The following is a 1,748-nucleotide window of genomic DNA, read 5'->3' as shown; positions in this document are numbered from 1 at the left end:
CCCCACCGAGGGCATCGACAGCCTGGTGACCCTCCTCGCCACCAGCGGCACCCCGGTCACTGAGAACGGGGTGACCACCCCGCGCATCGACGTCGGCAAGGCCGTCGCCGCGATCGAGCCGAAGCCCGAGGCGGACAAGAAGCCGCGCGCCTTCCAGGTCGACAACGACAAGGACGTGGCCATCCCCGACGCCCCGGGCGCGGCGGTGACCTCGCCGGTGACCGTCAGCGAATATCCGGGCAACGCGCCGAAGAACCTCAAGGCGTACGTCAACATCACCCACGCCTACCGGGGCGACGTGAAGCTGGAGCTCCTCGCGCCCAACGGCACGACCCACCTGCTCAAGAGCCCCAGCGTCTCCGACGGCGCGGACGACGTCATCGCGGAGTTCACGGTCGACGCCTCCGCCTCGCCCGCCAACGGCGAGTGGAAGCTCCGGATGACCGACACCGACGACGGTGACGCCGGCACGCTGACCACCTGGTCGCTGATCTTCCCGACCCCGTTCGAGCAGACCACCAGCCAGGCCATCCCCGAGACCGGCACCCTCACCTCCACCGTCAACGTCTCCGGCATCGACGGCAACGCGGCCGGCCCGCTCCAGGTGTACACGAACATCACCCACACCAGGATCGGCGACCTGCGGCTGGTCCTGCAGAGCCCGGACGGCACGTCCTACACGCTCAAGCCGTACGGATCCGAGGCAGGCGGCACCCTCCAGACCACCTACGGAGTGGACGCCACCGATGTGGTGGCCAACGGCACCTGGACACTGAAGGTCACCGACTCGACCACGGGTTCCACCGGCACCCTCAAGGGCTGGTCGCTCGGGTTCCCGTCGTACGAGAACCAGACGGTGAAGGCCGTTCCGGACAAGAACTACACGGAGATCTGGACCAAGGCCAGCGGCCTGTCGGGCGTCGGCTCCGACAAGCTCCAGGTGTTCGTGCACGTCGAGCACGAGTTCCTGGCCGACCTCAAGATCCACCTGATCGCCCCGGACGGCTCCATGCACCTTCTCAAGAACAACGGCTCCCCCGGGAAGGCCGGCATCCTCAAGAAGGTCTACACGGTCGACGTGACCGACCTGCCGGTCAACGGCTGGTGGAAGCTCCGCGTCGACGACGTGGGCACCGGTGACACCGGCACGGTCAACAACTTCGTCGTCAGGTTCTGACCCCGACAGACGTCGAACCGGCGCGCCCCCGCACCTGTCCGGATGCGGGGGCGCGCCTCCGCCTTTCGACACCAGATAAATGGTGGCCACTGCTTCCGTTTTACCGGAAGCCACGGCTACCACTTGCGTGTCGCGTTCATGAGGTCTTGCGGAGTGGATCTCGGCCGATCTAGTCTTCGATTCGATCAAGTGGACCCGTCTTTCCGGGGTGCCCGATTAATACGGCACCCTGTCTCGCCGCTGCGGCCGGCACTGCCGCCCGCTTTCCCCTACGGCCTCCCGACGGATCACGCCAGAAACATTTCGCCAACCGGCCCTTGTATTCACGCCTGCCGGAATCTTCCCTTCACCCTCCCCGCATGCTGAGTCATGCCCGCTTACCTGTGAGTGCGGAATGAACAGACGGATATGGACGACGGTTGTCACCACGGTGATGACCATGGCCCTCGGCGCGATCCCCGCCCACGCTGTCACGACGGCGAGCATCACCGCGGTGGCCGGCACAGCCCAGGACGACCCGGCCGGGACCGCCACGGCGGACGACCCGATCGACCCGCCGCTCTACGACGAC

General features: G+C 66.8%; 1 protein-coding gene. It reads left to right on the top strand.

The annotated features are described in order from the left end of the window. Nucleotides 1-1,177 (top strand): proprotein convertase P-domain-containing protein (locus AQJ84_RS40205; RefSeq protein ID WP_030037497.1); only part of this gene is annotated, 1,177 nt, incomplete at its 5' end. Between the last annotated feature and the right edge of the window lie 571 nt (nt 1,178-1,748).

The organism is Streptomyces resistomycificus (assembly GCF_001514265.1).
Classification (GTDB): Bacteria; Actinomycetota; Actinomycetes; order Streptomycetales; family Streptomycetaceae; genus Streptomyces; species Streptomyces resistomycificus.
This window is presented reverse-complemented; position numbering and strand designations above follow the sequence as displayed.